This window comes from Aminobacterium mobile DSM 12262 (genome assembly GCF_000526395.1).
In the GTDB taxonomy this organism is placed as follows: Bacteria; Synergistota; Synergistia; order Synergistales; family Aminobacteriaceae; genus Aminobacterium; species Aminobacterium mobile.
This window is the reverse complement of record NZ_JAFZ01000001.1, coordinates 99,737-125,946: the sequence shown is the minus strand read 5'-3', so window position 1 is coordinate 125,946 and position 26,210 is coordinate 99,737. Positions and strand designations below refer to the sequence as shown.

At 43.0% G+C, this 26,210-nt stretch carries 25 protein-coding genes; 12 read left to right on the top strand and 13 right to left on the bottom strand.

Annotation, left to right across the window (positions count from 1 at the left end; genetic code table 11):
* The first annotated feature begins 27 nt into the window (after nt 1-27).
* The 3 genes from K360_RS0100635 (at nt 28) to K360_RS0100625 (ending at nt 2,431) form a co-directional block, all read left to right on the top strand.
* Nucleotides 28-474, top strand: coding sequence for a CGGC domain-containing protein (locus tag K360_RS0100635; protein ID WP_024821255.1), 447 nt, complete (start codon nt 28-30; stop codon nt 472-474).
* A 189-nt stretch (nt 475-663) separates the two neighbouring features.
* A complete protein-coding gene (locus K360_RS0100630) occupies nt 664-1,101 on the top strand; it encodes a response regulator (protein WP_024821254.1) in 438 nt (145 codons plus the stop codon).
* Between the two features lie 37 nt (nt 1,102-1,138).
* Nucleotides 1,139-2,431 carry an acetamidase/formamidase family protein gene (locus tag K360_RS0100625; RefSeq protein ID WP_024821253.1) on the top strand — a complete coding sequence of 431 codons (1,293 nt, stop codon included), beginning with the start codon at nt 1,139-1,141 and terminating at the stop codon, nt 2,429-2,431.
* A gap of 74 nt (nt 2,432-2,505) precedes the next feature.
* Here the strand turns inward: K360_RS0100625 and K360_RS0100620 are convergent, their stop codons facing one another.
* The 5 genes from K360_RS0100620 to K360_RS0100600 form a co-directional block, all read right to left on the bottom strand.
* Entirely contained in the window at nt 2,506-4,089 is a 1,584-nt protein-coding gene (locus K360_RS0100620) for an AbgT family transporter (RefSeq protein WP_024821252.1), read from the bottom strand.
* Between the two features lie 237 nt (nt 4,090-4,326).
* Nucleotides 4,327-6,009 (bottom strand): M28 family peptidase, encoded by a 1,683-nt coding sequence (locus tag K360_RS0100615; protein WP_024821251.1) that lies wholly within the window; start codon nt 6,007-6,009, stop codon nt 4,327-4,329.
* Between the two features lie 2 nt (nt 6,010-6,011).
* Nucleotides 6,012-6,797 (bottom strand): creatininase family protein, encoded by a 786-nt coding sequence (locus K360_RS0100610; RefSeq protein ID WP_024821250.1) that lies wholly within the window; start codon nt 6,795-6,797, stop codon nt 6,012-6,014.
* Nucleotides 6,798-6,888: 91 nt separating this feature from the next.
* Complete coding sequence (locus K360_RS0100605) at nt 6,889-8,367, bottom strand: sodium:solute symporter family protein (RefSeq protein WP_024821249.1); 1,479 nt, start codon at nt 8,365-8,367, stop codon at nt 6,889-6,891.
* A 12-nt stretch (nt 8,368-8,379) separates the two neighbouring features.
* The gene (locus K360_RS0100600) at nt 8,380-8,628 is read right to left on the bottom strand and encodes a hypothetical protein (protein ID WP_024821248.1); all 249 of its coding nucleotides are present in this window, start codon (nt 8,626-8,628) and stop codon (nt 8,380-8,382) included.
* 470 nt (nt 8,629-9,098) lie between these two features.
* Between K360_RS0100600 and nhaC the strand changes: the two genes are divergently transcribed.
* The 3 genes from nhaC (at nt 9,099) to iadA (K360_RS0100585) (ending at nt 13,010) form a co-directional block, all read left to right on the top strand.
* Nucleotides 9,099-10,511 (top strand): Na+/H+ antiporter NhaC, encoded by a 1,413-nt coding sequence (gene nhaC, locus K360_RS0100595; protein ID WP_245587068.1) that lies wholly within the window; start codon nt 9,099-9,101, stop codon nt 10,509-10,511.
* Between the two features lie 9 nt (nt 10,512-10,520).
* Entirely contained in the window at nt 10,521-11,699 is a 1,179-nt protein-coding gene (iadA, locus tag K360_RS0100590; protein ID WP_024821246.1) for a beta-aspartyl-peptidase, read from the top strand.
* Nucleotides 11,700-11,825: 126 nt separating this feature from the next.
* On the top strand, nt 11,826-13,010 hold the full coding sequence (iadA, locus tag K360_RS0100585; protein ID WP_024821245.1) for a beta-aspartyl-peptidase: 1,185 nt from the start codon (nt 11,826-11,828) through the stop codon (nt 13,008-13,010).
* 45 nt (nt 13,011-13,055) lie between these two features.
* Here the strand turns inward: iadA (K360_RS0100585) and K360_RS0100580 are convergent, their stop codons facing one another.
* On the bottom strand, nt 13,056-13,766 hold the full coding sequence (locus tag K360_RS0100580) for a GntR family transcriptional regulator (protein ID WP_024821244.1): 711 nt from the start codon (nt 13,764-13,766) through the stop codon (nt 13,056-13,058).
* 217 nt (nt 13,767-13,983) lie between these two features.
* On the opposite strand from K360_RS0100580, the gene K360_RS0100575 reads away from it, so the two are divergent.
* On the top strand, nt 13,984-14,619 hold the full coding sequence (locus K360_RS0100575) for a PHP domain-containing protein (RefSeq protein ID WP_334103969.1): 636 nt from the start codon (nt 13,984-13,986) through the stop codon (nt 14,617-14,619).
* A gap of 9 nt (nt 14,620-14,628) precedes the next feature.
* On the opposite strand, the gene K360_RS0100570 is transcribed toward K360_RS0100575, so the two are convergent.
* The 3 genes from K360_RS0100570 to K360_RS0100560 all read right to left on the bottom strand — a co-directional run bounded on the left by K360_RS0100570 (nt 14,629) and on the right by K360_RS0100560 (nt 17,373).
* Nucleotides 14,629-15,504 (bottom strand): diacylglycerol/polyprenol kinase family protein, encoded by an 876-nt coding sequence (locus tag K360_RS0100570; RefSeq protein ID WP_024821242.1) that lies wholly within the window; start codon nt 15,502-15,504, stop codon nt 14,629-14,631.
* The gene (locus tag K360_RS0100565) at nt 15,501-16,157 is read right to left on the bottom strand and encodes a polysaccharide deacetylase family protein (protein ID WP_245587067.1); all 657 of its coding nucleotides are present in this window, start codon (nt 16,155-16,157) and stop codon (nt 15,501-15,503) included. The genes K360_RS0100570 and K360_RS0100565 overlap by 4 nt, the downstream gene beginning before the upstream one ends.
* A 151-nt stretch (nt 16,158-16,308) precedes the next feature.
* A complete protein-coding gene (locus K360_RS0100560; protein WP_024821240.1) occupies nt 16,309-17,373 on the bottom strand; it encodes a class I fructose-bisphosphate aldolase in 1,065 nt (354 codons plus the stop codon).
* A gap of 168 nt (nt 17,374-17,541) precedes the next feature.
* On the opposite strand from K360_RS0100560, the gene K360_RS0100555 reads away from it, so the two are divergent.
* On the top strand, nt 17,542-18,435 hold the full coding sequence (locus tag K360_RS0100555) for an NAD(P)-dependent oxidoreductase (protein ID WP_024821239.1): 894 nt from the start codon (nt 17,542-17,544) through the stop codon (nt 18,433-18,435).
* 52 nt (nt 18,436-18,487) lie between these two features.
* Here K360_RS0100555 and K360_RS0100550 read toward each other — a convergent pair whose 3' ends face one another.
* Complete coding sequence (locus K360_RS0100550; protein WP_024821238.1) at nt 18,488-18,919, bottom strand: thioesterase family protein; 432 nt, start codon at nt 18,917-18,919, stop codon at nt 18,488-18,490.
* A gap of 118 nt (nt 18,920-19,037) precedes the next feature.
* Between K360_RS0100550 and K360_RS0100545 the strand changes: the two genes are divergently transcribed.
* From K360_RS0100545 to K360_RS0100530, 4 genes are read left to right on the top strand one after another with little or no spacing between them, the layout of a single operon-like run.
* Nucleotides 19,038-19,463, top strand: coding sequence for an MOSC domain-containing protein (locus tag K360_RS0100545; protein ID WP_024821237.1), 426 nt, complete (start codon nt 19,038-19,040; stop codon nt 19,461-19,463).
* A 28-nt stretch (nt 19,464-19,491) separates the two neighbouring features.
* Complete coding sequence (locus K360_RS0100540; protein ID WP_024821236.1) at nt 19,492-21,540, top strand: sensor domain-containing protein; 2,049 nt, start codon at nt 19,492-19,494, stop codon at nt 21,538-21,540.
* Between the two features lie 22 nt (nt 21,541-21,562).
* On the top strand, nt 21,563-22,333 hold the full coding sequence (locus K360_RS0100535) for an oxygen-binding di-iron domain-containing protein (RefSeq protein ID WP_024821235.1): 771 nt from the start codon (nt 21,563-21,565) through the stop codon (nt 22,331-22,333).
* Between the two features lie 41 nt (nt 22,334-22,374).
* The gene (locus K360_RS0100530) at nt 22,375-23,217 is read left to right on the top strand and encodes a methyl-accepting chemotaxis protein (RefSeq protein WP_024821234.1); all 843 of its coding nucleotides are present in this window, start codon (nt 22,375-22,377) and stop codon (nt 23,215-23,217) included.
* A gap of 103 nt (nt 23,218-23,320) precedes the next feature.
* Here K360_RS0100530 and K360_RS0100525 read toward each other — a convergent pair whose 3' ends face one another.
* The 3 genes from K360_RS0100525 to K360_RS0100515 form a co-directional block, all read right to left on the bottom strand.
* On the bottom strand, nt 23,321-24,592 hold the full coding sequence (locus K360_RS0100525; RefSeq protein ID WP_024821233.1) for a TRAP transporter large permease: 1,272 nt from the start codon (nt 24,590-24,592) through the stop codon (nt 23,321-23,323).
* Nucleotides 24,593-24,604: 12 nt separating this feature from the next.
* Complete coding sequence (locus tag K360_RS0100520; protein WP_024821232.1) at nt 24,605-25,078, bottom strand: TRAP transporter small permease; 474 nt, start codon at nt 25,076-25,078, stop codon at nt 24,605-24,607.
* Nucleotides 25,079-25,154: 76 nt separating this feature from the next.
* Entirely contained in the window at nt 25,155-26,141 is a 987-nt protein-coding gene (locus K360_RS0100515; RefSeq protein WP_024821231.1) for a TRAP transporter substrate-binding protein, read from the bottom strand.
* Between the last annotated feature and the right edge of the window lie 69 nt (nt 26,142-26,210).

The window sequence follows — 26,210 nt, the reverse complement described above, 5'->3', positions numbered from 1 at the left end:
TATATAAAGACGGAGGGGGAATTGGGAATGAAAGACGTCGTACGCATTGGTATTATTATTTGTAATAGATATGGAACTTGCGCAGGAGGGAAATGTCTCAGAGCCCTTCATAACAGAGAGGGAGGATTCGCCCGTTACAAAGACAGAGAATTAGAACTTGTGGGGTACACGACGTGTAATGGATGTCCCGGTGGAAATGTGGAATATGCTCCGGCAGAGATGAAGAAAAATGGAGCGGATGTTGTGCATCTTGCTACAGGTATGGTTGTTGGCTATCCTCCATGTCCGAGAATTGATTATTTTAAAAAATATATTAAAGAAGCTTTTGGCCTTGACGTTGTAGTGGGGACTCACCCCATTCCTGAGAAATACTACACTGTTCACTCCGCTCTAGGCACATGGAACTCTCCAATGTGGCAAGACCTGATCTCCGCTGTTATTGGCGATGAAGAGATACGTTTAGCGTATAATTAATTAAAAATAAAAAGAGCTGCCTTCGTGACGTGTCCCCTCCAAATGCTGGATTTTCTGTCCAGCATTTGGAGGGTGGGACATTGGCGGTTCTCTTTATTTTTAAATTCGCAAAATTCGGAAATGGATGCTAGTATATAAAAACCCTGATTCTTTCGTCGTCCCCCGGTTTTTTAAAGGGGGAGATTTTTTATGGGAGGTAAACGTGTAAAAGTAGTGGAAGTTCTTTTGGTGGAAAGGGATCAACAGTATGCCCAAGAAATGCGAAAACTGTTGAGAGAAGAAAAGATCGTTAACTCTTTACACATTGTTTGTAATCAATATGAGGCTCTCGATTATATTCGCCAAGTAGGTAAATATTGGGATCGTTCCGAGCCTGATGTGGTGATTACAGATTGTGCGTTGCCTAATCATGGCTGTGAGGAGCTTTTGTCGGAAATACGAAGTGAGCCAGCCTTTTTTTATCTCCCCATTATTTTTATTTCCACTCCTGGTGAAATGATTCCTTTCGAAACGGCTGATTATATGGTTCGATTCGTAGAGAAACCTCTTTCTGGAAAAATTTTATTGGAAGCTCTGACTTCCTTTGAGAATTTTTGGATAGCTGTGACCCTTATAAAAGGGTATTAAGAATTTGATCTCTATTGACTAAAGAAGGAGGTATATCATGACTCGGAGTATTGTAAATACGAGAGATATGGTGTGGGTCTTAGATCCTTCTGAAACTTTTGATGGTCCCGTGAGAGATGGGGGTGTTATTGTTGCTCGTGTAAGTCCGGGATGCTGGGGAGCGATGATTACTCCAGATTTCCCAAGTGGTCATGAGGTGACCCGGCCTATAGCTGTGGAAGGAGCAGAGGTTGGAGATGCCATTGCGTTAAAAGTACGAAAAATACATGTCCTTTCATTAGCCACTACATCTGGCACCGATAAGCCTCAGGAAGGGCATTTTCAAGGGGATCCTTTTGTAGCGAAACGATGTCCTTCCTGTGGAGTCATAAATCCCGAAACATATATAGAAGGAATAGGAGAAGATGCCATACGTTGTAAACAGTGTGGTGTTCCTGTACATCCCTTTAAGCTTGAAAGTGCTTATACCGTAGTGATGGACGAAGACAGAAATGTGGCGGTAACGGTTCCTCCTGATGTAGCAGCAGAGATAGCTTGTGATGCGGCGCATTTTAGTGCTCTTCCTCCAGAATCCAGACAGTACTCGGCAAATATTATTGCTCGTGGAGATCTGCCGGGTATTATTGTTCCGTTGCGCCCTATGGTAGGGAATATGGGGAGTTGCCCAGCAGTGGCTATGCCAGCATCTCATAATGCAGGTGATTTTGGAAGTTTCCTTGTAGGTGCTTCTCATAAGTATGCCTTAACTGAAGAGGCATTGAAGGATCGTACCGATGGCCACATGGACGTGAATGAGGTTGTGGAAGGTTCTCTCGTCATTGTTCCCGTGAAGATTTTTGGCGGCGGTATTTATGTTGGAGATGTCCATGCCATGATGGGAGATGGAGAGATCGCTGGCCACACAACTGATGTATCAGCAGAAGTAATTATTGAAGTTCATGTCATTAAAGGGCTGACTCTTGATGGACCAATTATTCTCCCCATTCATAATGACCTCCCGGATATTGTAAAACTTCGTTCCCCAGAAATAATGGAAAAAGCTTTAAATATTGCTGCTTCGTGGGGTTTTGATCTCGAACAGGAGGTTTTACCTCTTCAAGTAGTAGGAACGGGGAAAAATCTTAACGAAGCTGTTGATAATGGACTTATGCGTATGGTTTCCCTAACAGGAATGATGCTGCCAGAGGTTAGAAATCGATGTACCCTTACTGGTCAGGTAGATATTGGCAGACTTCCTGGGGTTGTACAGATTTCCATGTTAGTACCTCGATCAGTTTTAGAGAGACTCGATCTTTGGAACATTATGTTGGAACATTATTGCCAGTGCTAAGAATAACCAATAACCAAAGAGGCTGCCTTAATAGCAGCCTCTTTGGTATTCCCCCCTATAGAGTAGTTCTTATTTTATAGAAACAAACTTGCTCCCGGCCCAATGGGGATGTTGAACATGTACCATACGATAAGCTGAAGAGTAAAGAAAATGAGGTAAGCAATAGTATAAGGCATGGCCAAAGAGATAACAGTGCCCATTCCTACAGGTTCTGTGTGTCCTTCAGGTTTATATTGCTCCATTAGACCAATAACCACTGGAAGATAGTAGGAAAGAGGGGTAATAATATTTGAAGATGAGTCTCCAATTCGGTAGGCAAGCTGAGTGAGGGCGGGAGAAAAGCCTACCATGGAGAACATGGGGACGAATATGGGGGCTAAAATAAGCCACTTTGCAGAACCGCTCATGATAAAGAGATTGAGGAATGTGCAGAGCAATATATACATGACAAGGAGGGGGATCCCTCCAAGATTCATGGCTTCAAGCCATTCTGCACCTCGTACAGAAAGGATAGTAGCCATATTGCTTGTGTTGAAAAGGTTAATGAAAAGAGAGGCAGGTAATGCCACAACCAAAAAGCTCAGGCTGCCTTGCAATCCTTTTTGCATAAGCTTCGGAATATCAGAAGCTTCTTTGATGCTGCCTGACCCATATCCATAAGCAATTCCCACAAAAAAGAAAAGGAAGAAGATAATAGCTACGACGCCAGATAGAAGAGGAGACTTGGGAACAATGGTGCCATCGTCAGCTCTGAAGAAGGAGCCTTGAGGTACTGTGAGATAGAGAAGAAGGCCGATGCATATAATAGCGGCAATGAGGGCATAACGAAGTCCGCGATTTTCCTCTGGAGTAACAGCATGTTTCAGAAGTTCCGATTCATCTTCATGTCCATGAGTATCGCCAAGAATTTTGACTGTGAATCGTTCCGTTACAAAGGTCGTTACAAAAGTTACGATAAACGTTGCTCCAATAAGGAAATACCAGTTGATAAGGGGATGGGTAGGACCAGGAATGTTCATGCCCTTAGTTACAGATTCTGTGATTCCGGCTAAAAGAGCGTCTGTTCCGGCAATAAACAGATTTGCGGTAAAGCCTCCAGAGGCAGCGGCATAACCTGTGACGATTCCGACCCACGGATTTCGCCCCAATGCTTTGAAAACAGCAGCACCAATGGCAGGGGTAAAAATGATGCCGGCATCAGATGCCAGATTAGCGTTGATACCTACGAAGGCAAGAACCGCTGTGACAAGAAAAGAGGGTGCCCCCATAATAGTTTTTCTCATGAGAGCTGAAATGAGGCCTGTTTGTTCAATGAGCCCAATCCCAAGCATCATAGTCATAATAAGACCCAGAGGCGCAAACCCTACATACGTTTTTACAAAGTTTGCAAAGAAAGGACGAAGCGCTTTATAACTAATCAAGTTGGTAACGGCCACAGTGGTTTCTTTTGCTGCCTCTCCTCCTTTCCCAGCAGCCATGTATGTGACAGATACCCCTGCTTTTGAGAGTAGGAATGAAAGAATAATGACGATAAGTGAGAGGATGACGAAGAGCCAGAACGGATGAGGAAGTTTATTTCCGATAATTTCAATACCTTTGATGAAGCGTTGGAAAAGACCTGGGCCACTTGCTGACGACTTTTTCTTGTTTTCTACCATATAAAGCCCTCCTTTGCTATGTTGTATCTTTACTATTACAAGGGGGGAACGATTCTCTAAGAGTCGTCGTGCAAAAGCAATACGTATGTTTTTATATACTGCTTTTAATAATCAGTCAAGTATTAAAAATATCAGAAATGAAACGGATATGAGCACCCTATAGAAATATATACACACAGGTGGGTAAGTTATCCACAATAAAGCCGATCGAATGAACACATCGATCGGCTTTATTTGTTATTGAAGTTGTTGAAGCAATAATATAATTCTGTTGAGTTGATTTTCCATAAAATGCCGCACAATAATATGCCCTCTTGAAGTTTGCGGAGAGGAGGAAAGGGCTAAAGAGAGGCCGGGGATGTAATCAAGATTAATAGCCCAATCTTGTAGTTCCGGAGCTTTAAAAGCATAGAGAATTCGATTGAGATTCCTTATGTAAGATAATTGCTTCTCGAGAGGCAAGGGATCTCTCAGGGTCTTTTGGATTCTTTGAAGTTCTTGAGTTATGGAGTTTGCACCGTCTTTCTTTTTAAATTCCTTGAAAAGAGCCTGGTCGAGACGTACTGTAATAGTCTTAATAAGAGCGTGGATATTGTACGAGAAAGACGAGGCGCATAATATTCGCGCAAGGGCGAGAAGATAAATTTGCCCATCTTGCTTCAAAATGGAGCTATCGGTGTACTGGGGAAGATCTTTTTCTGTATGCCACCACCAACTCATGAAGCTGTTGGAGGTGGTATAGGGACTGCCTTCTGGGAGAGTGGAGGACCAAATAAGGTATGGAGAAATGCCGATATTTTGAAAAGATTGATCCCACCCTCGAACATGGGCTCCCCAGACACCTTTTTGTCCAGTGAGATCCTCTATAACAGGTGCGACCCAATTCATGAGGTCAGAGCCCACTGTTATTCGAGAAAAATCTGAAGCCCCTCTCATTCCTGGCATATCGATATTTGAATAGGCTAAGCAATGTCTGTTAAGAGAAAGGAAGTTACGAGATGCGAAAGCGGATGATCCAGCATAACGTCCGTTTGAATGACCTGACCACCAACAAATTCGAAGTCCAAATTTTTTCCCTCTCAATTTCGCAAAGGTTTCTGCCAACGCTAGGGCAATCGCATTGCCGGTGGCGTTGTCAGATGCTCCATAGTGCCAAGAATCTAGATGGCTTCCAACGAGAAGATAATACGGAGATTCTGTATCCGAGGAAATTACAGCTTCAAGAACGGGTATGTTTGTTACAGCCTGGAGAACGTTTGTATATATTGTTCCCTGGAGAGTTTCCTTTTGTAGCGTCGATGCGAGAGTGTCACTTACGGGTTTTGAGAGAACAATGACGGGAATGGAAGTATACATTCCTGTCTGTTCCGGCTCTGGCGTACCCCATACCATGTTTACATTTCCTTCATGAATAAGTTCCTCATCGCCTTGAGACCAGAGAATAACAAAAGCAATGGCTCCACGACGCTCGGCATCCATAATGGCTACGGGATTCGATGTTCTTGAGACGACTATGATTCCTTCAAGATCTTTTTTATGTTCAGAAGGGTCTCGTTCTGCCCAAAAGGTAAGGGGATGATGTTCCAATGCTTGAGGGGCCATAAGCCGTAATGGAGCCGTAATGCCTTGAGGAGCTGTGGAAGGTGTGAAACTCCATGTTTTACAAGGAACGCTCCTCTTTTCTCCCTGAGCGTCAACATAGGAAAATTGCGCCTCTTGGGGGGTACTTAAAATAGCCGGAAAATAATGACGCTGGAAAGGAACCCCAGTTGCCTGAAGCTGATTTTCTATGAAATCTAGGGCTCCTGCTTCTCCTTGGCTTCCAGAAAGTCGATTAAAAGAAGCAATAGTTTTTGTATCGTCAAAAAGCCGAGGCCCTGAGAGAGAAGCGCATAGTTCCTTTTCTGTTGGGGAAAGCATATCTAAGCCTCATCAGAGCGATAGATATGAGAGACTTTCAGAAACTCTTCAGTAAAATTAACAAGGTATGCGGAGACTCCTTCAATAATTTCTTTCCCCCATGGCGCATTCGCTTTTTCAGGGACATCCGTTCCACCATAAGCGCCATTAGATGTAACATCTTTCACGTTCCGGATAACTCTTACAGAACCTTTGCCGAAAAAGACAGTGCTGATATGGGTATTCTGAAGGGTATCACTGAGGTGGTGTATTTCTGCAGGGAAAAAGTCCTTCATATGTACCAAATCTGGTTTAATGGCCATCATGACTGATGTCTCTTGACCAGCTCCGTGTCCGCCAGCCCACGTAGAATTCAGTTGTCCCGCAAGGACCCACCAATCTACAATTGCAGCTATACCGCCGCGATTGTAAACAGCTAATGCCGCTTTATCTAACGAAGGACCATTGCCACCATGTCCATTAAGAAAAATTATTTTTTTAATACCTGCATTCATAAGGCCCATCGCTATTCGGGTCATAACTTCTGCTAGAACTTCGAGCCCCATATCGATAGTCCCGGGGAAAGAAGTGTGATAGGGACAGACTCCGTAAGGCATTGTTGGTACAAGAAGCACTCGATCTGGGTATGCGGCTTCTATTCGTTTTGCCAGCTCTTCAGGGATCATATAATCGGTTCCGAGAGGGCCGAGAGGGCCATGCTGTTCCACGCTCCCTAAGGGAATAAGTCCTATGGTTTCTTCAGAAATACTTTCCTCGAGTTTTTTCCATGTAAGAGAGGCTAAATACATTAGTATTGGCTCCTTTCTGAGTGAAACTAAAGCTTATTTTTATAAAAAGCCCTGGCTGTAAACGGCCAGGGCTTTTTAGAGTAGGGTAAGGTTATGCGAAGTGCTTCTCTAAAGTTTCTTGGGAAGCTGGACGAGTACACTTGCTGACGATGACCATAACGATCATTGCATAGATCCAGCAAACGATTAAGGGGTTAAATCCGAAAGCCCAAGACTTGAATTTGAGAGTCATAAGAACAAAGAGTATCTCTCCTACAACAACTGAAGCAAAAGCGCCAGCTTTTGTAGCGCCTTTCCAGTACATTCCCAAGATAATAGGCGCAGCCCAAATTCCTAATCCACCGAAGGCGAAGAGAATGAGCTTAAAGATAGTTGCTGGCCGGGATATACCAAAAAGAATGGCGATGACCCCAATAATGACTGTAACGTACCGCGATATTTTAAGGATATGAGCATCGGTAGCTTCAGGATTAAAAAGCTTCTGATATATATCTCTCGTTACTGCGCCAGTAGAGACGATAAGGAGGCTATCGATTGTGGACATTCCTGCAGCCATAATGCCTGCTATGAGGAGAGAAGATATGAAGGGGGAAACACCTTGCTGCAAAATAAGAGGAACAACGAAATCGATTTGTTTTCCTTCCAGGAGAGGGATGGATACAATAGCATTGACGCCAGACCACTCAATAAGAGTTGCGGCAAGCCACATGCCGATTGTTCCCAGAATCACGGCTTTGAACATGACCTTATAATCTTTCATAGCAAAAAATTTTGTGAATAACGTGGGTTGGCCAATAGAGAAAAAGCTCCACATAACGATCATGGAAACATAATTTCCCCAGCCATAGGATCCCCCGACCCCAGGATGGCTCATATACTCTGGGTTTAGCTCTAGAAGTTTTTGGGAAATAGAGGAGAAGCCTCCCCCTATTTTCACTGAAATAATGAAGGTTACGATAGCTGTAAGAACCATGAGAGACCCCTGCACCACGTCTGTGAGCATGGCGCCGCGAATTCCACCGCTCATGCAGTATAAGATGACAATGACTCCCATGGCTACAATACCTACCCATTCAGGTGCACCAGTAAAGGTACGCAGAATAATGCCGGCACCAATAGTTTGCGCACCCATCATGGGGATAAGAAAAATGATCATAAGAACAGCAAGGAGAACGCGCAATCCGTCAGATTCAAAACGATCTGCAAGATAATCGGCCATAGTAAGAAATTTGTATTTATGGCCGAGGTGGACTAATTTCCTCCCTACAAAGAGTGCAGGGATAATCATGCTGAAAACAAGGCCGGGGACGGATATAGAGAGGCCTGCAAACCCCACCTTATAGCAAGTAGCTGGGCATCCCATGAAGGTACTCATGCTGTATTGAGTAGAGAAGTATGCAATACCACTTACAATAGCTCCAGCCTTACCACTCATAACAAAGAAGTCTTGGAGCGTATTTGTGTTTTTGGCAGAGTAGTAACCAATGAGCGCCATTAAAATAAAATAAAAACCAAGAATAGAATAAAAAGCACCAGGCATTGGGTGGATTAATGTAGATACAGCATCCATGATTATTCCCTCCTATTTTCCACTATCTTCGTCGAATTCGTGGTACTCGGGACGAGACATGGCCTGCTTATAAAAAATGTAGATGAGAACCATTGTCGCTGCCGTATGAAGGGTCCAACCTACGATAAACAAGGGAAGTCCTGCTATTGACGGAATGTACTTCGTGGAGAAAAAAAAGGGGAAAGGAATCATAATTAAAACGTACATAAACATGAAGATCCAAAACCATTTCTTTTCAAAAGCATTACTGAAAACACCCATGAAGAACGACCTCCTCTTAGCTGAGATGAGATTATAAGACGTTTTTGTCGTTTCTTCAGGCATCACTCCCTTCCATAGAGCACAAAACTCCAAGTTGAAGAGAAAAATGGGGATGCATTGCAAGATTTCAAGGATGTAATGCGCAAAAAGTAAGGATGAAAGCAAAATATATGTAAAGGGCAATGTCAAGAACAGATAATGTATATGCATCCCCCTGCTCATCAATGGATACACAACTATATCCATTAATAATGTTATTGTACATTCCGTATTCTTTTTTTGTCAAGTGTAGCCTTTAAAAATCGGTAGGTATGCTTCGAGGCATCTTTTTGATAGAATATCCTTATTTCTTCTTAGGAACAAATTTGGGTATACATTCTAGTATGCATTTATTATTTTTTCTATGGAGGTGACGGTGAGAAAAATTTTGTAGCGTTTTTTAAGAACAACCATAATTAAGGAGGGAATATATGATGACCGTGGAAAAAGAACATCGCGAAGTTGGCTTAGCAGGTTCCATTGGAATTTTTAGCGCAATTCTTGCAATAATCATGGTAGGGAAATTGTTTTTTGGTTTCGATACGGCTCTTCTCTTAATGATTGTTTCTATGTTTACGTCCTTTGTGTATGTTTTTGGATATAAATTTACCTGGGATGAACTTTTTAATGGAGGTATTGTTCCCATGGTGGCCAGAGCTTCGGGAGCTATTATGATACTCCTCACCGTGGGGCCTATGATTGCAGCTTGGATGATTTCTGGAACAATTCCTTACATTATCTATCTTGGCCTTCAACTTCTTACTCCTAAAACTTTTCTTCTTGCCGCTTTTATCGTTACGTGTATATCTTCTACTGTAACGGGAACATCCTGGGGATCTGCTGCGACTTTTGGAGTGGCTTTTATGGGTATAGCCATGGGATTAGGAGTTTCTCCCGCAGCGGCTGCTGGTGCTATTGTGGCTGGTTCATATTTCGGTGATAAGCTGAGCCCTGTTTCTGACACCACTGTTTTGGCGGCTGCTACGGCAGAAGTAGATGTTATTGATCACATTCGCTCTATGATATGGACTACGGCTCCAGCCTTTATTATTAGCCTTTTGATCTATTCCCTTGTTGGGTCCAGAGCTTCCGGGGCTATCGATATGAGTCAGATTAACGAAATCCTGACAGCGTTACAAAATACGTTTACGCTGACACCAATCGTTCTCATTCCACCTGTCGTTCTTCTTATCCTTGCTTATATGAGGAAGCCCACTCTTCCTGTTCTTTGGGTTGCCATGATGGCTGCAGTACCTTTAGCTATGATGCAAGGGTATACAGTTCCTGAAGTTGTCAAGATAATGGCTAATGGCCCTAAAATTGCTACAGGTGTGGCCAGTGTCGATAAGTTACTGAGCCGTGGGGGACTTTCGTTCATGGCAGGGTCTGTTGCAGTTGTTTTCTTTGCTTATATTTTTGCCGGTCAACTTGAGTATTCTGGTACTTTTAGCAGGATAAGCACGGCATTGCGAGATAAGTTTATTCGTGGAAATAAGGGAAAACTTGTTTTCTCTATCTCTCTTTCAGGTATCATGACAGGTCTGGGAACGGGAAATTCGTACTTGAGTGAAATTGTTCCTGGTACTATGTATCGCGAATTGTGTGATGAGATGAATGTTTCAAGACGAGTTCTTTCCAGGACTCTTGAGGACTCTGGAACTGTGGTAGTTCCCCTCATCCCATGGTCTGCTGCCGGTATCTATATGTCCACCGTTCTTGATGTGCCGGTGTTTTCTTATGCGCCATGGGCCTTCTTATGCTACCTCGGTTTCTTAACAGCCTGGTTTTACGGCTTTACTGGTATAGCCATTTGGCCTTCAGATAAATCTAAGGCGAGAGGCTAGGCGATAGGTATGGGGCTTTTACTGATTAAAAATGGTCATGTTTATGGGCCAACATCTCTGGGGAGAAAAGATATACTTATAGCAGGACGTTCTATTTTGTCTATAGATACTCACATTTCGGAAGAGGCGGTACGGGCATTAGATAAAAACGCTGCCATTATTGACGCTGAAGGGGCCTGGGTTACACCTGGCCTTATGGATAGCCATATCCATTTTAATGGTGCTGGAGGAGAGGGTGGTCCTCATTTTCGAACTCCGCCCCTCCAACTAAGCAGTTTTATTCAGGCCGGTATTACCACGGCAGTGGCGCCTCTTGGTACAGACGGTGTGTCTCGATCGTTAAGAGAGCTTCTTGCAAAAGCACGTTCTCTCGAAAACGAAGGGATAAGTACCTATATGTACAGCGGTGCGTATCGACTTCCATCAGTAAGCATTACCGAAAACGTTATGACAGACATTGTTCTTATCGATAAGGTTATTGGAGCCAAGGTGGCCCTTTCAGATCATCGGTCATCCCATCCCACAGTAGAAGAGTTGCGAAGATTGATTTCTGATGCGAGAGTTGGTGGTATGCTGGCTGGGAAGGCGGGGATTGTAGAAGCTCATATGGGAGCTGAAGAGTGGGGGCTTGGTATTATCCAAGAAGCTCTTGCTGGAACACAAATTCCTATGAGTCAGATTGTACCTACACATGTAAATAGAAATCAAAAGCTTTTTGACGAAGCCCTTAAATATTGCGAACAGGGTGGAGTTGCGGATATGACTACAAGTATGGGAAGTGATAGTGACTCGGTGAAGCCCTGCGATGGAGTGCGTCAGGCGCGGTTGCGAAATATCCCCCTTTCCAGGTTTACTATGAGCACAGATGGCAATGGAAGTATGCCAGTGTTTAATAAAGCAGGTGAACTTGTAGGTATGGGAATTGGCGAGCCTATAACTCTCTTTACGGCGCTGCGGGAGATTCTTCTGGAATCGGGAGTCTCTACAGAGGAAGCTCTCGCTTTAGTGACAAGTAATGTAGCCGATCGGTTGAAACTAGCCAATAAAGGACGTCTCTCTGCAGGGAATGATGCAGATCTTCTTATCATCACGCCTAGCGATATAACATTACGTTATGTAGTGGCTAAGGGAGTTATAATGATGAGAGAAGGGACGATTATTCGCAAAGGAACCTTTGAGTCCTGCTAGATTGCAGGCCGAAGATAGAAAGCAAAAGATAAAAGATAAAAGATAAAAGATAAAAGATAAGTTTAGAGAGCTCCTGTGAAAATAGGAGCTCTTCTTGATTTTTAAAAGAAGAGGGGGACTATGATAATGAATGGTCTTGTAATTAGGAATGTTCGTGTCTATGCTCCAAACTCTTTGGGCTATAAGGATATTTTTATTTTCGGGGGGAAAATCATAAAGATTGAAGACCATGTTTCTTGTAATGCATTGAAAGAAACAGGCCTCGTTTTTCGCATTATAGAGGGGGACCAACTTCTAGCTGTTCCGGGGCTTATTGATCAACATGTACACTTTAATGGAGCCGGAGGAGAGGGAGGCCCTCTCTACCGAACACCGCCTACCCCTCTCTCCCTACTCGTTAAAGCGGGCATAACAACAGCTGTGGGATTGCTAGGAACGGATGGTGTTGCTCGTTCTTTGCGAGAGTTGCTCATGAAGGCCCGTGCCTTAGAGATGGAAGGTATAACCACAAAGATATTTACAGGAGCCTATCAGATCCCCAGCCCTGTTCTGACAAGTGATATTACAAGCGATATAATGCTCATCGATAAAGTAATAGGTCTTAAAATTGCCTTTTCAGATCATCGGTCTTCGCATGTGAGTCGACAAACCCTTCAAGAAACTGTATCACAGGCACGGGTAGGTGGCATCCTCTCTGGAAAATCTGGAGTTGTGATGATCCATATAGGGGAAGGAACTCATCGTCTTCGTCCATTTTTAGATATTGTAGAGACAACTGATATTCCTATTCACCAATTCGCTCCAACCCACCTCAACAGATCTCAGGAGGTTCTTCAAGAAGCTGTTTTTTGGGGAAGGGAAGGGGGATATGTGGATATAAGTGCTGGGGTTTCGAGTCGTTATGGTTTTATTTCAGCTGTAAATCCCAGCCAAGCTGTAGCATTGCTTTTGAAACAAGGAGTGGCTGAAAACCGCATTACTATGAGTTCAGATGGCAACGGAGTCATGACTGTCCATAATCCCGATACAGGTACACTACAACCACTTATCGCGCCGGTGAAGGCTTTATTTGAAGAATTTACGCAAATGATTCGCGAGGGGATAGCTATAGAAACGGCAGTTCGGATTGTATCGACGAATGTAGCTGATCATCTTTGCCTTTTCGAAAAGGGAAGAATTGTCGAAGGTGGTGACGCGGATCTTCTCCTTTTAAGTGAAGATGAACTTTCTCTTCACACAGTCATAGCTCGCGGAGAGATTATGTTTGAAAAGGGACGAGTGATAAAAAGAGGACTTTTTGAGGAACAATAAAAAAGAAGGCCCTCTACTAGCTCTAGAGGGAGGGCCTCTATTTCTCTACATATCAAATTCTCCAAAGGACATATGCGGACTTTTTTGGGGATTAAGCATTGAGTTATAGGCGATAACAAGATGCTCTTGCATGGCCTTTTCTGCAGCAACAGGGTCGTTAGCGGTGATAGCTTCTACAATTTTATGGTGTTCTTCGTAGCTTAACCTTATTTGGGATCCAGGCTGGACCTTATTGAGTTGGGCCAGATTATAAAAACTCATGAAAAAGAAAACATAGAGGTTGGAACGCCAAAAAAGTTGTTGTATATAGCGATACAGATACGTATTTCCTGACATTTTAGCAATGGCCATATGGAACTTCTCGTTCAAGGCAGCATATTCATCTTTTTCGTTAGCGAGATATCTCTTTTTCTCTTCTTCATTGATGCGTGTCAGGGTTTCGGCCATTCTCTTGTCAGCAATTCGCGCAGCAATTCGTGCGGCTTTCCCCTCCAGTGTTATGCGCATGTAGTAAATTTGTTCCATATCGTCCGGAGAAAGAGTAGGGATCAAATATCCTTTTTGCTTAGGCATTTTTTCAATAAAGCCTGTTGAAGCTAAACGAGAGAGAGCCTCCCTCACGGGAGTTCTGCTCATATCGAGTTCTTCAGCCAGGTTTGTTTCATAAATTCTATCTCCAGGTTTAAGTTCATGAGACAAAACAAGTCCTATGATTTTTTGGAAAGCTCGATCGCTTGCTCCTGAACGTTCAGCCACAATTTTTCCTCCTCTGCATAGTAACGTATACCCACTTCATCTTAGCATAAGAAATACATAGCGCTTTAGTCTACCATAAATAAAAAGCGGTTCTGAAGTACATCCCAAAAGTTGGGCAGATATGGCATATGGAGGAACACATTGTCCTTGACAGAAGAAGAGGCTTCTTTATAATCGCTATTGAAATAACATGATATTATAAAACATATAAAGAAATATTTTAGGAGGAATAACCCTGGTTATAGATACGCATCTTCACTCAGAAGAATTTTCTTCCGATAGCTTTCTTCCCATAGAAGAAGCCATCCAAAGAGGTCAAGCTCTTGGGCTTAATGGTATTTGTGTCACAGACCATGAAAGCATGGGAATGCGTGCTTTTGCTCAGGAACTGTCGAAAAAACATAATTTTCTTGTGTTGGTAGGTCTTGAGCTTTTAACTTACGAAGGCGATCTTCTTATTTTTGGTCTTGACGCTGTTCCTCAGAAGAAAATGCATGCTATTGATGTGGTGGATATTGTTGCCCAACAAGGAGGAATAGCTGTGAGTGCCCATCCTTTCCGGGATAATGGCAGAGGTATGGGGAATTTTATTCGCTCTCTTCCTGGACTTAATGGAGTGGAATCTTTCAACGGAAGTACTCGCCTTACTCATAATTTTAGAGCTCATAATCTTGCTTGCGAGCTGGATCTTCCTTGCCTTGGCGGTAGCGATGCTCATCTTGTCAATAGAGTAGGGCGTTATGCCACCGCTTTCCCTGGTATTGTGAGGAGTGAAGAGGATTTTATTGGTGCTATTAAAACAGGAAATGTTTATCCCGTAGTCTATGATGTAGACCGATATGTACGTGTATAGTCTTTTACTTTAAAGGATATAAGCCACCCATATAACGGCAGTCATAACTGCGGCACTTACTGGTGCAGTGAGAAGGTTGTCCAGCTCATGTTTGAAAAGACCTTCTGTAAAGAGCGTTGCCAAACTGCCCCAGAGTAATATGAGCCATGGTGCCTGTCCCATAGGAACCAACAGTCCAAAAACGTATCCTCCAGAGATAGCACCACAAAAACATGCCAAGCTTCCTTCGAGAGTCTTGCCTTCCAGCCATGGAATTTTCCCCCAACGCTGTCCTACAAGTACGGCCCAGGCATCTCCGATGGTAGCCATGACGAGGGCTTGAACTGAAGCGGGATCTGGAAAAAGGGACGCAACAAAAGCGCCGAGAAGATAGCACGTTGTGCCAGAAATAGATTTTTCTTTTCTCTCGTAAGGTTCTGGAGATATGACAGTTAGCCATTTAGACAGGAAAGGGACATGGCAACTTATTTTCTCAAGAGCGAAAGAGAAAACTGTAGCAATCATAAGGTATTTATTCATGACGCCTGAGCCACCAAACGGGTAGATAATGCAGGGAAAAATCAGCCCCCCATATCGGAGTAATTTTCGGCGAACGAGAGGTTCTCGAAAGGCGCGAGTTACGAAAGTTATATCTGAAGCTATTTTGTAGCGCCAGTTAATGAAGAACCATATGCCCACAGGTATTAGCGAAAGAATAGTCCAAAGGTGTGTTTCCGCTCGAACCATCCCCAAAAAAACGCCTAAAACCCATCCTAGGAAAATGCAGAACAAAACGCCCCCACGAAAAGTCAGCCAAAGGGTCAGGGCAATAAGAATAGCTGCTGACATTTCAAGAGGGAGCAAGAGCATGGAAACGATTCCTAAAAGAATTGCAGATCCAATCATTTTTCTCCTTCCTTTTTATCATTTTCCTGCGAGAAAAGAGGATAGTCTTGAAGTTTAACGAAACGGAATCCTTTCTCTTGCAGTAGCGGAATTACGCTCATAAGCCCTTCAGCGGTGCTGCTTTCGGGATGGTTCATATGACAAAGAATAATGTCTCCAGGGCGAGCCTTTAAAAGAACAGAGATAATTTCTTTTTTCGAAAAAGAGGCCCCGCCATCGCCGGCAATTGTGTATCCTACAACAGAGTAGCCCCGTTCCTTAATAATGGAAAGAGCTATATCGTCGTAATAATTTGTTCCTGAACGAAATAGCTTAGGATGTCGCCGAGTCCTGTTGTAAATTGAAGCAGCGCCTTTATCTACCTCTTCCAATAATTCATCTATGGAGCAAGACCCTTTAATTCCGTATGCAGATTGGCCAGAAACAGAAGCAGGTTTGTGGTTCATCCCATGGTTCTCTATTTGAAAGAGGGGAGAGGAAGCGAGATTTAAAAAAACTTCTTCGTTTACCTCTATCCATCGTCCTGTAACAAAGAGAGTGGCGGGAATTTTTTCCTTCTCAAGCCATTCAATAAGCTCCCTGTCAAATCCGTTCCCTCTTTTCCCTCCGCAAGCATCTAACGTGAGCGCTACTACAGGCTCCTCGGTTTTCATGCGAGTACAAACCCCAGGAATAGTTTCTCCCCACAACCGGGGTACAGGGGAAGAAAAAACCTCCCCAGCAGGGAGTAAAAGATATGTATATACCATAATGATAAAGAAAAAAGGGTAACTCACGTATCTTTTTTTCATAGTTTTAGTGTGCTCAAGCTAGAGAAATTCCCTTCTCAAGATAAACATTTTGTACGGAATGAATAAGATCAATGCCTTCTTTAAAAGGTTTCTGAAAGGCTTTTCGACCAAGAATGAGCCCCAGACCACCTCCTCTTTTGTTGATTACCGCAGTTCTTACAGCCTCTCTAAGATCGCTAGCACCTAAAGAAGCCCCCCCTGAGCTGATGAGACCAATTCGTCCCATATAGCAGTTCGCTACTTGGTAACGAAGAAGGTCTATAGGGTGATCGGTAACAAATTTTTCATAAAGCTCTGGCGATGTTTTCCCAAAATGAAGATCTCGAAAGCCTCCATTTGTCATAGGAAGTTTTTGTTTAATAATATCTGCTTCAAGCGTAACACCTAAATAGTTTGCCTGTCCTGTCAGATCAGCAGCGAGATGATAATCCTTTTCTTTAGTTTTAAAGGCCTTGTTTCGTAAGTAACACCAAAGGATGGTGGCCATGCCCATTTCATGAGCTGCTTGGAACGCTGCGGAAACTTCTTGAATTTGGCGAGGCGACTCTGGGCTTCCAAAATAAATAGTCGCGCCTACCGCCACTGCCCCCAAATCTCGAGCTTGTTTTACCGACGCAAAAAGAATCTGGTCGTAGGTGTTGGGATATGAAAGAAGTTGGTTATGATTTATTTTAAGTATAAAGGGAATGCGGTGGGCATATTTTCTAGCCATGGCTCCCAACACGCCAAGTGTGCTGGCTACTGCGCTGCATTCGGCTTCTATAGCAAGTTTCACAATGTTTTCTGGATCAAAATAGATTGGATTAGCTGCAAAACTAGCGCCGGCAGAGTGTTCCACGCCTTGATCTACAGGAAGAATAGAAAGATATCCTGTCCCTTTAAGTCTGCCATGGTCAAAAAGTGTCTGGAGAGATCTCAGCACAGGGGTAGGGCGGTCTGTCTCAGCCGCAAAGCGATCTACAAAATCTGGGCCAGGAACAACAAGCATATCGGAAGGAATTCCCCAACACGTATATGTGAGGAGAGATTCCCTTTCAGGCCCAAGAATTTCCCCAATTTCGTCCAGATACTGCGACATAATTTATCCCTTCTTTCTTTTCTGGATTTCTTCAAAAAAGAGCGAAGCAGAAGAGAATATGGTGTAAAAACAATTCCATCATAACCATGATACCCAATGAATTCAAGCCATCATGTGATACCATACGTTATATAGTTAACTAGAAAGCGGAGAGAGGAGATGACGCTTATGGAAGACGTTCTTGCACCAAAAACTTCTGTTATCGGTTTTATAGGGTTAGGCGTTATGGGAGGTAGTATGGCGAAGCATATTCTCGATGCAGGATATGAACTACATATCTACAACAGGACTCGTGAGAAAGGAAAGGACCTCGTAGAACAGGGCGCTATCTGGGAAGAAAAAGTAGCTGATCTTGCGAGAAAATGCAATGGTGTTATCACAATGGTGGGGTTCCCCAGAGATGTAGAGGAAATATACTTTGGGTCTCAAGGGCTGATTGAGAATACAAAACATGGCACATTTCTTGTTGATATGACGACCTCAAGTCCGAGTCTGGCTCTTCGTATTTATGAAGCGGCGGAACGCAAACAACTTCACGCATTGGATGCTCCTGTCTCTGGTGGGGATAAGGGGGCAAGGGAGGGCTCTCTCTCCATAATGGTTGGGGGCAAAGAAGACACGTTTAAAGCGGTTCTCCCTCTTTTCCAGGTCATGGGAAAGAATATTGTTTACCAGGGCAGGGCTGGGAGTGGTCAACATACTAAAATGGCCAACCAAATCGCCATCGCTTCCAACATGATCGGGGTGTGCGAAGCTATTTCTTATGCTCTTAAAGCTGGCCTTGACCCGGAAAAAGTTCTTGCTAGTATTAGCCAAGGTGCCGCTGGCAGCTGGTCTCTATCGAATCTTGCCCCTCGTATGATTGCCGGCAACTTCGACCCAGGCTTTTATATAAAACATTTTATTAAGGATATGAAGATTGCACTGGAAGCGGCTGATGGAATGAGCCTTGACACTCCTGGTTTGGAGATGGCTCTTTCCATGTATAAGAAATTAGCGTCTTTGGGACACGAAAATGATGGGACCCAGGCCCTCTTCCGTCTTTATAGCGACAAAGAATAAGAGAAAATTTATAGAGCAAATGGAGAAGGCCCTCTCTACAGGAGGGCCTTCTTTAGAGTAGTTCTCGAATTTTCTTTAATTTTTGGGCACGTTCAATAGCACGATCCATAAGTGCCATATGGTTGACCACGACTCGCTCATGTGTGGCAGTTAAAATAATTCCGAGGGCATCGTTTGCAGAAATTTGAAAGAGTAAGCGATTCCCCTCTATTTCGGCGAGAGTCGCTTTGAATTCCAGAGAGACTCCGAGCATAGCGGTGGCTTCATGAACAACTTCAATAGATTTTCCAATAGAGATATATCCTTCGGGCAGAAGATGGTCCACTGTTTTCATACATGCCTCAATAATAGATTGAACACACGACGAGGTGGAAAGAAGCTGGTTGAGATGAACATTTTTATTCCCCACAGTGTCGTCCACTTCCACGGTTTTCTTTACAGTAGCAAAGAGACCTGGTGTCAATATATTCCGCACATCGAACATGTTCCGCCCTCCTTTACAAGATTATTTGTTCTTTATTTTAACACTTGTTTGTCGATCTATGAAAATTTTATGATATATTAAATATTAAGTATTTCCCAAATAGGAAGGAGAGAAGAGAGTGGCGAAAATACTTGCAATTTGTGTGAGTGAGAAAAGAAATGAACCTAAAAGACTACAGAATGAGGCCTCTTTTATTCCAGGTGGAATTGAAGGAGACTCGCACTATGGTTTAAGCGAGCGAGAAGTGAGCCTCCTTCGTCGTGAAGATATAGAGGATGCGGAACAAAAGGCAGGCTTTTCTTTCCCACCAGGTTCTCTTGCTGAAAATCTGATTGTGGAAGGCTTGCCGAGCGAGATGCCTTCAGGAGCTCTATTGCAAATAGGAAAGGATGTAATCCTCCAGGTTGTGGGAAAAGGGAAAAAACCTGGCGAACCCCACTCTTATGACTATAAAGGATGGTGCCTTCTGCCTCTCTGCGGATATTTCCTTAAGGTTTTGAGTGGAGGTACAGCTTTTTTAGGTGATGAAGTGATCTTCCGTTAGTTTGGAAGACCTGGACGTTTCTATAAACATGCTTAGATTAAATATGATTAATAAAATGGATAATAAAGAAAATACGCAACAAGTGATACAGCAACTTTTTGTCAATTCTCATGAGGCCGTTGTTTTAAGCGATGGATCTGGGCGCTGGATATGGGGCAATGAGCAGGCTGTACAGATTTTTGCTCTTCATGAAAAAAAATTAAGAGGGCATTTACTCTATTGGCTGGAAGATGACCAGAAAAGATGGTTTGAAGGAGGAGAGGTAAAGAAAGAGATTTTCATCACGGAAACAACGGGAAAAAGCTCTTTTAGCCTTCAAAAAACCCCCCTTTTCGATGAGCAGAACAATGTTCGGGAAATGGTAGGGGTTATTCGGGATGTTACGTATAGAAAGAAACGAGAGAAAATCGTTCAATTGACTTTAGGTGTTATGAACCACGCCTTGGAAGGTGTGGTTATAACCGATTCCTATGGAACGATTACAATGGTGAACCCTGCCTTTACAACTATTACTGGCTATGAATCTCATGAAGTGATAGGGAAAAACCCAAGAATATTGAAGTCGAATAAGCACACAAAGAACTTTTATATGAATTTTTGGAAATCTCTTATTGAGAAAGGATATTGGGAAGGCGAGATTTGGAATCGCCGTAAGGATGGGGAAGTGTACCCTGAGTGGCTTTATGTTACTAGCGTATACGATGAGAAAGGGCAAGTTACGGAATATATCTCTGTTTTTAGCGATCTTTCCACAATGAAGACGAAGGATGCCCAAATTCGCCTAAAATCTTGGTACGATCAGCTTACGGGACTACCGAACAAGGAGATGTTTCTTGACCTTTTACGTCGGGAGATGAAGAAAAGATCAAAAGATGCCCCTTTTTTGGGAGTTTTATTTCTGAATATAAATCGTTTTAAAGCTGTAAATGAGAGTTTAGGTCATTTTTCCGGCGATCTTCTTTTACAGCATGTAGCTCAACGTCTTCAAAAAGCTGCTGGAGAAATAAATACGGTAGCTCGTATCAGTGGAGATATTTTTTATATTCTTGCCCATCAGGCTAAAAATGTTATGGAGATAGCTCAGATAGCAAAGATGCTTTTAGAGTGCTTCAATGAGCCCTTTGATGTAAATGGTACGCGTTTTTTCCTAACAGCACGGGTTGGTATTAGCGTATTTCCAGACGATGGAACAGACGAGGAGATTTTACTTCAAAAAGCAGATATTGCTCTTTTTAGAGCGAAAGAAACGGGTTTAAATGCGCATCAATTTTTTAAAGGTGAACTTGGTGTTCAGACCGGTGAGCGCCTTTTACTGGAAAGCGATCTTCGAAGAGGGCTTTTATATAACGAGTTTTTTCTCTATTACCAGCCGCAACTCGATATGGTGAAAAAGCATGTTTGTGGAGTAGAGGCATTAGTACGATGGAAACATGGGAAGCGAGGGCTTATCGCTCCTGGAGACTTTATTCCTACAGCGGAAGAGACAGGTCTTATATTACCTTTAGGAGAAAAAATACTTTCTATGGCGTGTAAGCAAAAGAATCGATGGAACGATCGCTTTCTCGGTTCCATCGAAGTGAGCGTAAATATTTCTCCTAAACAGATCTACCAGAAAAATTTCATTGATGAAATAAAAAATACCCTTGAAAAATATTCTATTGAACCGGGCCAAATTGCTTTTGAAATTACAGAATCTGGAATTATGAAGAACGGAGATTTTTCTCTGACAATACTTCAGAAATTAAAAAGCTTCGGTTGTCGGCTTTTTATCGATGATTTTGGTACAGGATATTCTTCATTAGCGTATCTTAGCCGTTTCCCTGTAGATGTTATAAAAATAGATAAGTCTTTTATTGATGGAATTGGGAAGAATAGCAGTGATGAATTACTTGTTAAAACTATAATCAACTTAGCACATTCTTTGGAACGTAGCGTGATAGCTGAAGGAGTGGAAACTGCGGAGCAACAGTGCTTTCTTGAAAACGTACACTGCGATGTAATTCAGGGGTATATTCTGAGTCGTCCCCTTCCTGCAGTAGAAGTCCCAAATTTCATAAAAAACTATTATCATGCCTAACATAATAAAGGAGTGGGTCTTCATGGATCATCAAAGTTCCATCACGCTCTATGAGCAGGAAGATCACAAGTTTTATCTTCTCGGATGGGAAGAACAGGAAGAAGAAGGAGTTGTCCAGACGAATCAATACGTTATCCTTTCAGGTAAGGACGTTGTATTGCTCGATCCAGGTGGGGCTCATGTTTTTCCCAGAGTACTTGCCAACGTGGCAGAACTCTTTGAGCTTAAAGACATTAAACATATTTTTTATTCTCACCAAGACCCAGATGTATCGTCTGGCATTACTCTCTGGTTGTCTATGACAGAGCGATCTCAGGTTTATATTTCGGGGCTTTGGACCCGATTCCTTCCTCACTTTGGAATATACGATCATAGAAGGATTACAGCTATCCCTGATAAGGGCGGCGTCATATCTCTTTCCAATGGCCGGACTATGAAGCTGATTCCTTCTCATTTCCTTCACTCGACGGGGGCTTTTTCCCTTTATGACCCTACCTCGAGGATTCTCTTTACGGGAGATATTGGTGCTGCGATTTTCCCTCAAAATGGCCGATATCCCGTGGTAGAAAATTTTGAAAAACATATTCAGTACATGGAGGGATTTCATAAACGGTACATGGCTTCCAACAATGTTTGTCGACGCTGGGTGAAACAAATCTCTTCTTTGGATATAGCAGCTATTGCGCCACAACACGGAGCTGTTATCAAGGGTAACGACGTGAAGAAATTTCTTTCCTGGTTCGAAAATCTCCAGTGTGGAATGGATCTTCTCGGAACAATATACGGAGCCTAAGGGATGCTTCATATGCTCAACAAGGGGGGGGATTCATTCTAATGGATAAAAAATATGAAGACATTATTCGACGGTTGAGTACGGCTTTTTTTGCCGACACTATGATGAATTCCTTTATGACTCAACTCGACGAAGTGTTGGTGAGACGTGTTCGGCAGGTGGAACGAGAGATCTCGGAAACAGCGGAAGAATTTATAAGATTGAACGTTTCTCTTGGAGAAATGGTGAAAGATTTTGAAAAAAAGAGTGAGCAGACTCAAAAGAGCATGGAAGAGATTCATAGAATGAACCAGACACTTATGGAAGATTTAAAACGTTCTGGCACGGATCTTGAAGGAATGAGTAACGATGTGGATCGTACCGTTCATACGACTTCCGGGACGTTGGAATCTTTTCTAGAGGTAGAAAAAATGTCTCGGGAAATTCAGAGAATTGCGAAGCAAACGAACCTCCTAGCCCTCAATGCCTCTATTGAAGCAGCTCGAGCTGGGGATCATGGGCGGGGTTTTGCTATTGTCGCAAAAAATGTTCAGGAGTTAGCGGCGGAAACTAAAGTCGCCTCTGAAAATATCACATCTAAGGTAAACGAAATATCTCGTTCAGTTAATGAAGCCGTAGAGAGTGTCCAGCGAGTGGGAAGCATGTTTAAAACGATTCGAGATTCTTTAACGTCTTTTGCAGAATATTTAACCGAAAATAAGGTTTTTTTGGAACAAGTGCGGAATACAATGACTGACGGTGCTCTTCAAATAACGGAAACTTCTGACGAAATGGAGCGTTCTGTTGTAGTAATGGGGGATGCCTCTAAAAAATTTGAATCTATGGCGGCTACTATCTCTGCAATTGTCCTTGCACAAAAAAATTTGAAAAAAATCAGGCTTTAGACAACTTTTTTTACTTTCTTTTCCCTTATATTCTGTAGACGAGGAAGAGAATATAAACGGAGGGAAGGGGGATAATATCTCCCTTCCCTCCGAAGAAAATTCCTTAAAGTCCGAGAATGTTAGGTAGCCACGTAACAGTAGCTGGAATATACGTGATGAGTGCCAGCAGTATCAATAAAGGTATGAGCAAAATACAAAGATCTTTAAGCATCTCCCGTATAGTTATTTTTGCAATGCCACATGCCACAAAAAGGCACACGCCAAGTGGTGGAGTGCACATTCCAATAGTGAGGTTTACAGCCACAACCACTCCGAAGTGTATTAAGTCGATGTTGAAGGCTTTGACTATAGGAAGGAATAGTGGCACAAAAATAGTCAGCGCACTCGTTGTGTCAATAAAGGTCCCTGCGATAAGCAATACTATATTAATGATAAAAAGAGCTCCCCATTTACTGTGTACAAGAGACATAAGTGTTGCTGCTACTTCTTGAGGAACCATTTTTACGGTCATGAACCATATAAAAAGATTTGCAGTCATAAGCACCGTCAAGATAATACCGTTCATAATGGCGGCATTCACGAACGCTTTCCATATTTTCTTCCATGAAAGCTCTCTATAAACTAATCCACCGACGATGAGGGCATAAGCAACAGCTACTGCTGCTGATTCTGTTGGAGTAAAGATGCCGCCAATAATACCTCCAATGATAATAATGGGCATGAGCAAGGCTAAAATAGCATCTTTAAGTCCTGCTCGACGCTCTGCGACAGTAGCTCGAGTTTTGCTCCCTTGATATCCTCGCTGTTTACTGATGAACCAGTTAGATATCATAAGAAAGATGCCCATAAGGACTCCTGGAACGATTCCGCCCATGAAGAGTTTGGCGATAGAAGCACTAACAATAACACCATAGACGACTAAGGGAATGCTTGGTGGAATAATGGGGCCTATGGATCCTGCTGTGGCAACGAGAGCTGCTGAGTATGCCGGAGAATAATTTTTATTAACCATTTCCGATATGAGAATGCCACCGATGGCAGCAGTAGCAGCGATAGCGGATCCGGTAACGGCAGCAAAAATCATAGAGGCTACGATGGTGACCATACCTAACCCGCCTGGCCAATGTCCCACAAGAGATTCAGAGAAGTTAGTAAGCCTTTTCGATATTCCTCCAGCTGCCATAAGATCTCCAGCGAGAATAAAGAGGGGAATAGCGATAAAGGCAAAATTGTCTACGCCCGTAAACATTCGCTGCACAATAACCTCTAATGGTAAAGATGTTCCGAGCAACCCTACAAGCGTGACGAAGCCCAAAGAGAAGGAGATGGGGATCCCCACAAGAAATATAGCAAAAAGACCAAGAATCCAACCCATAGTTCACCCCTCCTAAGCCTTGGGGGTGTGCTTGAAGAAGCCACCCACAATTTGAAAGGAATCGATAGTAAGAAAAATAAGCATACTTAATACAGTAATTGGAATGACCGCATAAACATAACTCATAGGAAACATGAGATATGGAGTGTATTGATCAGCGTTCGCTTGCATAAAGGGAATGCTGTAGCGAAGCAAACATGCCAAAAAGATAAAAATCACCACATTAGAGATCAGGTCGAAATAAGGGCGGGTTTTCGAAGGGAAAACCTGTAAAAGCACATCGATGTTGAGGTGTGATTTCTTAAAGAGCCCTACAGCCATGCCAAAAAAAACGGAATAGACGAAAAAAATACGAATAACATCAGTTGCCCATGGCATGGGCATCTGAAATACATAACGTTGGATCACCTGTGCAAAAGTGACGAGGAATAGAACAACAAGGCTGATGCCAGTTAATACAGAAAAAAGTTGCTCGATCTTTTTCAATAGAGGTCACCTCTCTAGCGCGACGACGAGCGCAAAATGGAAAAGGGTGAGGGCAAAAGCCCTCACCTGATAAAAGCTATTTTACCTTCGCCGCAGCATCCTTAATCTTGTTGATGAGTTCTTCAGGAACGTTATCGAGAACTTTGTAAAGGTCTGCTGTTGCTTGGGCAAAAGCCTCCTTATCGGGGTTCTCTACTATCTCTACACCAGCTTTGCGTATGAAATCCAGGCGTTCCTGATCCATCTCAAAAAGTTTTTCTCGTTGGTACGTAGCTGCATCTCTGGCAGCATCTTTAATAATTTTCTGATGCTCTTCAGAGAGAGAACTGAACCATTTGGGGTTAGCAATAATAGCTGCAGCCTCATATGTATGGCCATCTAATGTAAGATATTTTTGAACCTCATAATATTTCATGGAATAAATAGTAGCGATGGGGTTCTCTTGTCCGTCCACTACTTTCTGCTGAAGGGCGCTATAGAGTTCACCGAAAGAAATAGGTGTGGGGATACCACCGAGCATTTTAATAAACTCCATCCAGCTTTTTGATTCCTGAACGCGGATTTTTAGACCTTTTATATCCTCTGGTTTTTCAATAGGTCGAATGTTGTTTGTGAAGTTACGGAAACCAACTTCCCAGAAAGCAAGATTCTGGAAGCCTTTCCCCAACATAAGGGCACCGAGTTCATCTCCAACCTCACCATCAAGGACGGCATAGACTTGCTCTCTAGATTGGAAGAGGTAGGGAATCCCCAGAACCTGAAACTCTGGTACGAAGCTTGGAAGAGCTCCTCCGGCAGCAATAGAAACTATTTCGATCGTTCCCATGCGAACCCCTTCAAGAAGTTCACGTTCACTGCCTCCTAACTGTCCTTGCGGGAAAATATTTACTTTAATTTCTCCATTAGATCTTTCTTCAACTAATTTCTTAAAATATTCTGCGCCAATCTGATATTGGTGTTCAAGGCTTCCTCCATGGGCAAATTTCAACTCCACTGCTGCCATAGAAGTACCGGAAAGAACGAACAACATCGTTACTGCTAACATTGCTACAATTTTCTTCACTTTTACGTACCCCCTCACAATATGGATATAAAAACAGTGGGCATAGTGCCGCTCCTGCTTGTGCCTCCC

What these genes read in the sequence shown, in the direction of transcription:
- K360_RS0100635 (WP_024821255.1), top strand. Translation starts at nt 28, where the DNA reads ATGAAAGACGTCGTACGCATTGGTATTATTATTTGTAATAGATATGGA.
- K360_RS0100630 (WP_024821254.1), top strand. Translation starts at nt 664, where the DNA reads ATGGGAGGTAAACGTGTAAAAGTAGTGGAAGTTCTTTTGGTGGAAAGG.
- K360_RS0100625 (WP_024821253.1), top strand. Translation starts at nt 1,139, where the DNA reads ATGACTCGGAGTATTGTAAATACGAGAGATATGGTGTGGGTCTTAGAT.
- K360_RS0100620 (WP_024821252.1), bottom strand. Translation starts at nt 4,089, where the DNA reads ATGGTAGAAAACAAGAAAAAGTCGTCAGCAAGTGGCCCAGGTCTTTTC.
- K360_RS0100615 (WP_024821251.1), bottom strand. Translation starts at nt 6,009, where the DNA reads ATGCTTTCCCCAACAGAAAAGGAACTATGCGCTTCTCTCTCAGGGCCT.
- K360_RS0100610 (WP_024821250.1), bottom strand. Translation starts at nt 6,797, where the DNA reads ATGTATTTAGCCTCTCTTACATGGAAAAAACTCGAGGAAAGTATTTCT.
- K360_RS0100605 (WP_024821249.1), bottom strand. Translation starts at nt 8,367, where the DNA reads ATGGATGCTGTATCTACATTAATCCACCCAATGCCTGGTGCTTTTTAT.
- K360_RS0100600 (WP_024821248.1), bottom strand. Translation starts at nt 8,628, where the DNA reads ATGGGTGTTTTCAGTAATGCTTTTGAAAAGAAATGGTTTTGGATCTTC.
- nhaC (WP_245587068.1), top strand. Translation starts at nt 9,099, where the DNA reads ATGATGACCGTGGAAAAAGAACATCGCGAAGTTGGCTTAGCAGGTTCC.
- iadA (WP_024821246.1), top strand. Translation starts at nt 10,521, where the DNA reads ATGGGGCTTTTACTGATTAAAAATGGTCATGTTTATGGGCCAACATCT.
- iadA (WP_024821245.1), top strand. Translation starts at nt 11,826, where the DNA reads ATGAATGGTCTTGTAATTAGGAATGTTCGTGTCTATGCTCCAAACTCT.
- K360_RS0100570 (WP_024821242.1), bottom strand. Translation starts at nt 15,504, where the DNA reads ATGATTGGATCTGCAATTCTTTTAGGAATCGTTTCCATGCTCTTGCTC.
- K360_RS0100565 (WP_245587067.1), bottom strand. Translation starts at nt 16,157, where the DNA reads ATGAAAACCGAGGAGCCTGTAGTAGCGCTCACGTTAGATGCTTGCGGA.
- K360_RS0100560 (WP_024821240.1), bottom strand. Translation starts at nt 17,373, where the DNA reads ATGTCGCAGTATCTGGACGAAATTGGGGAAATTCTTGGGCCTGAAAGG.
- K360_RS0100555 (WP_024821239.1), top strand. Translation starts at nt 17,542, where the DNA reads ATGGAAGACGTTCTTGCACCAAAAACTTCTGTTATCGGTTTTATAGGG.
- K360_RS0100550 (WP_024821238.1), bottom strand. Translation starts at nt 18,919, where the DNA reads ATGTTCGATGTGCGGAATATATTGACACCAGGTCTCTTTGCTACTGTA.
- K360_RS0100540 (WP_024821236.1), top strand. Translation starts at nt 19,492, where the DNA reads ATGCTTAGATTAAATATGATTAATAAAATGGATAATAAAGAAAATACG.
- K360_RS0100535 (WP_024821235.1), top strand. Translation starts at nt 21,563, where the DNA reads ATGGATCATCAAAGTTCCATCACGCTCTATGAGCAGGAAGATCACAAG.
- K360_RS0100530 (WP_024821234.1), top strand. Translation starts at nt 22,375, where the DNA reads ATGGATAAAAAATATGAAGACATTATTCGACGGTTGAGTACGGCTTTT.
- K360_RS0100525 (WP_024821233.1), bottom strand. Translation starts at nt 24,592, where the DNA reads ATGGGTTGGATTCTTGGTCTTTTTGCTATATTTCTTGTGGGGATCCCC.